This window comes from Haloquadratum walsbyi J07HQW2, from assembly GCF_000415985.1.
GTDB classification, from domain to species: domain Archaea; phylum Halobacteriota; class Halobacteria; order Halobacteriales; family Haloferacaceae; genus Haloquadratum; species Haloquadratum walsbyi_B.
This window is the reverse complement of the sequence record NZ_KE356561.1, coordinates 1,964,568-1,968,776: the sequence shown is the minus strand read 5'-3', so window position 1 is coordinate 1,968,776 and position 4,209 is coordinate 1,964,568. Positions and strand designations below refer to the sequence as shown.

General features: G+C 46.9%; 5 protein-coding genes. 3 read left to right on the top strand and 2 right to left on the bottom strand.

Annotated features, from left to right (window positions below):
• Both J07HQW2_RS09190 and J07HQW2_RS09185 read right to left on the bottom strand, forming a co-directional pair.
• The coding region (locus tag J07HQW2_RS09190) for an AAA family ATPase (protein WP_021055195.1) at positions 1 to 310 on the bottom strand (310 nt) is incomplete at its 3' end.
• Between the two features lie 280 nt (positions 311 to 590).
• Complete coding sequence (locus J07HQW2_RS09185) at positions 591 to 1,091, bottom strand: type VII toxin-antitoxin system MntA family adenylyltransferase antitoxin (protein ID WP_021055194.1); 501 nt, start codon at positions 1,089 to 1,091, stop codon at positions 591 to 593.
• A gap of 776 nt (positions 1,092 to 1,867) precedes the next feature.
• On the opposite strand from J07HQW2_RS09185, the gene J07HQW2_RS18255 reads away from it, so the two are divergent.
• The 3 genes from J07HQW2_RS18255 to J07HQW2_RS09170 form a co-directional block, all read left to right on the top strand.
• Entirely contained in the window at positions 1,868 to 2,218 is a 351-nt protein-coding gene (locus J07HQW2_RS18255; protein ID WP_303704040.1) for a Cdc6/Cdc18 family protein, read from the top strand.
• Between the two features lie 800 nt (positions 2,219 to 3,018).
• A complete protein-coding gene (galU, locus tag J07HQW2_RS09175) occupies positions 3,019 to 3,894 on the top strand; it encodes a UTP--glucose-1-phosphate uridylyltransferase GalU (protein WP_048075221.1) in 876 nt (291 codons plus the stop codon).
• Positions 3,891 to 4,209: NAD-dependent epimerase/dehydratase family protein (locus J07HQW2_RS09170; protein ID WP_021055191.1), on the top strand; the 319-nt coding region annotated here is incomplete at its 3' end. The genes galU and J07HQW2_RS09170, both read left to right, overlap by 4 nt.

Here is a 4,209-nt window from a genome sequence, read left to right as displayed (position 1 = left end):
GTTTGGTAGACAGTGTCGTCATTACAGTTTCGGGAGTGAACTGAAGATCATCAGCTGCATCTCGGCGCTTTACTTCTGTCTGGAGTGCATCCAAGATATACTCAGTTACCGCTGTCTTCCCAACGCCTGTTTTACCATAAATAAATACGTTTGAGGGATTGCGTCCGAATAACACATCCTTGAGTGCCGTCCGATATGAGTCGATTTCATCATCTCGCTCAACAATAACATCCGGGCTGTGCTCCTCTGAGAGAATTGATTTGTCTTTGAATAACGTCTCTGTCATTTCCGCAAACAGGTCTTCACTCATTTGATGATTATATGCTCAACAACTAATTATATAAGTACATCGTTTTATTTGTTTACTCTGTTTCGTGTGTTTTGTGTGTACTGACAGTGTATTTGAGAGTCGGCTGGTTGATCTGTCTCGTGTAGTATGATTGTCTGTTTGGAAACGATGTCTCGTACTGATTCTCTCAAAGTCGAATCTCCCTACCCGTCGATTCGTGCAGAACAGACGAAACGAGGGGTGTGGTCATCGTAGATAGCAACGCGACTGTCGAGACTCTTCTCGATGGTTTCGATAGCAGTCAAAATCGTATTGAGGCAATCCTTCGCCCGTTATCTTCTGCATCGCCCGTGGCAGGTGCCTCAACATCATCGTCACTGAGATGATCATCGATTCTGTCCAGGGCGGCATCGAGTCGTTCACGAGGTGACTGCTGGTCGGGATCGTATGCCGTGAGTTGGCGGCGAAGTTCGGTTGCGTGCTCTATCTCACCGACGAGAAGGATGCCCTGCTCGAAAATCGTGGTCGCGAATTGTGGTGAGACCGCGTGGAGATTGACGAGACCCACGTCATCCGCCTCAAGCGCCTCGCTAAGATCGGCACTCAACCCAAAGAACACGTCATTGTAGCTTGGATCAGACGGTCGGTGGTCGTCGAATTCGACTGCGAGATCAATATCACTCGTTGTATAGGTCGTTTCGGTGGCGTAGGAGCCGAAGAGAATCGCAAGCTGGATTGGGTGCTCCCGGAGCACAGCTCGGAGGGCGTCAAGATCGAGAGTGGTTAACCCAGTGTTTTTCATTGGTATAAAGTCGATTCCTAGGTCGTATAAAAACGTAGGCTGGATTCTGTAGAATGTATTATTTTTACTCTCCCCAGACGAAATACATCTTGAGATTTGATGAGTGAAAAACTCAGAAAGTCTGTTTTTGACCTGAGATATATACCCCGTGACGAGTGAAACCTTGGAAGAACCTGTTCGTTTTATCAGGAGCACACACCTTGCAACGAGTGTAGTTATCATGATAGTAGACGCCATCTTCACTCGTTGTCGGGTGTGGGTATGCTCTCAATATAATTTATATACTTATTTTTCACGTCTCAAACGTGCCTTATCACTATTCTGATCAACTTCAATCGGTCTACGGTTTGGTAGTTGTAACTGAGAGTCGGCTCTGATTTATTTAATAGAGACTGAGTATTGAATCATTGAGTGAGATGCCTCAGACACCTTCGGGGACCCAACCCTGTCCGCATAATTCATACAAAAATAGAGTCGGCTGCATCGTGAAGGCACTCATATACCGTATATACTCCATAATTACCCGAACACGGTGGGGTGCGTTAACAATGCAGACGCTCCGGACAGGATGATATAATAAACAGTGTACACGACTAGACTCGTCTGTCGCAATCGTTCACAAATCAAACGGACATCCTCGCTGATGAGACGGTTCTCCATGATTCTTGGACATATGAGGAACTCCATTTCGCTCCATACGATGCGAGTGAATTTCGCTCAATTTTCACCCGGCGTATAAAGAAGGCATTCAAAAATGACGTTTTGTCAGGGGACACGTGATTTCTCTTTGTGCGGCGATGGCAGCGCAAGACAAAGGTTCAGCACGACAGTCGATTCAGTATCTGTACAAGGGGGGTGAATTGGCGTCGAACAGTGATGATGGAACCGTGACAGAGGAGCATATTCGAGAGGTCGAAGCAGTCATCGAATTTAATAATATCGAGCGCGGCATTCGCGATTTGACCACACAGGATCATCTTGCACTGACTGCAATCGTTTCTCTCGAAGTGGATGAAGAAACACCGGTACGGACGAAGCAAGTATACGCGAAATACGCGGACATTACCAGCTACATTGGCGTTATAACGGCTTTTGTAAGAATCAATTGCGATGCGGAGCGTTCGTGATCATTTTCAAAATCTCAATCTGCCAGGTGTTGTGAGCGCGATGGAGCGGAATAAGGACATATAGGGCGGGCAACCCTATCTGTTCGAAGCTAGTGCTGATCTCGGGACGACTATCGACGTTCTTCAGGAAAACGAGCGGTTGGGCGACGTGATGGACCGTATTGTGTTGGGAATTATGCGGACAGGGTGGGGTGTCTCTTATCGTAGATGGGATTCGACAGTCGGACCTCAATCAATTCAATCAGTTTGTAACCACGGTGGATGCTAACAGCGACAGTATACTAAATAATCCTTACTGATCATAGTAAGATTGCAGTGCTTCTTAGCACAACCCTCAATTGATTTTCTTAGACTGGGTGGTGACTCCCCCTCACCCCGAATGAGTCACTTGTCATCCTGAAATAGGTTTATTATTACCGACCCGGAGATAGCAAAGACCCACGTTCACAAGACTACTCCAGACGACCAGACAAGAGAGTGCGAACTCGATAGTTATGATTATTGTTAGCCTTATCGCGACTACTCATATATACTCTGAGAGGACCCCATCGAAGCCGGTTTCTCCAGTGGCTCACCTCTCTGAGAGAGCGCACTCTGTCCCCAGTATCAATTTGAATTTGACACGAGTGTGGTGAGGGTACTTGTCCTTGATCTGATCTACACTCGCAACTAGGCTCACACTCATCATGACCTACAGTGTGACTTCAGAGGGTTACCTATTACTCTGACTGATAACGCTCTCACCGAGATATCGGAACTAATGACAAACTCTATGCGGACCGCGAGTATGCATGTATACGATGGAAGTTACAAAAGCCGTTATTCCAGCGGCTGGGTTTGGGACACGATTCCTTCCAGTAACGAAAGCTCAGCCAAAGGAGATGATGCCGGTGCTTGATAAGCCCACGATCCAGTATGTGGTTGAAGAGGCGATTGCGGCTGGAATTGAGGATATTCTCATTATTACTGGGCGTGGGAAGCAGGCAATTGAGCGACACTTCGATAAATCGTATGAACTCGAAGAAGCTCTTGAGGCTGCTGGAAAGACAGACCGTCTAAATCGTGTTGAGGAGATCGCTGATCTCGGTGATATCCATTATGTCCGACAAAAAGAGCGTGAGGGACTCGGTGACGCAGTGCGATACGCGGAGAAACACGTCGGTGAGAATCCATTCGCGTTGTTGCTTGGAGATACAATCATTGAGAGTGATACCCCATGCACACAGACGCTGATTGAGCATGCTGAAGCACATGATGTATCAACCTTATCACTAGAGCGCGTTCCATGGGCGCAGGTGTCATCATATGGTGTTGCCGATGCTGATATTGATGATGATACTGATCTGACAGACGAGAGTTTTCCAGTGAGTGATTTTATTGAGAAGCCAGCACGCGAGGATGCGCCATCAAATCTTGCAATCACTGGACGGTATATTTTTACTGCTGAGATTTTTGATGCGTTAGATGCAACAGAGAAGGGTGTCGGCGGAGAATTACAACTCACAGATGCAATCCGCAAACTCACCGACATTCGGGGTGTCGAACTCACCGGTGATCGATACGATATCGGCACCATTCCGAGTTGGCTCCGAGCGAATATCGAAATGTCATTACAATATGATGATGGTGAAATGAACGCCGCAGTTGAAGAATTTCTTCAGGAGCGATTCAGATGAGTCGTATTTTAGTCACTGGTGCTGCTGGATTCCTTGGGTCACATCTCTGTGATCGATTGCTTGCCGATGGACATACTGTCATTGGGATGGATAACCGTGTGAGTGGGAAGACAGAAAATCTCGATGATGCATTTGAGCAGACGGAATTCTCATTCTATGAGCACGATGTGACTGAATTTATTCATATTTCCGGCGATCTTGATGCGATATTACATCTGGCAAGCCTTGCCTCTCCTGTTTATTACCGTGATTATCCAATCAAGACGCTGAAAGTTGGTGCGCTTGGAACGCATAAAACGCTGGGATTAGCGAGAC

Bases quoted from the DNA above. Each gene is read 5' to 3' on its own strand.
- galU (WP_048075221.1), top strand. From the start codon at position 3,019: ATGGAAGTTACAAAAGCCGTTATTCCAGCGGCTGGGTTTGGGACACGA.
- J07HQW2_RS09185 (WP_021055194.1), bottom strand. From the start codon at position 1,091: ATGAAAAACACTGGGTTAACCACTCTCGATCTTGACGCCCTCCGAGCT.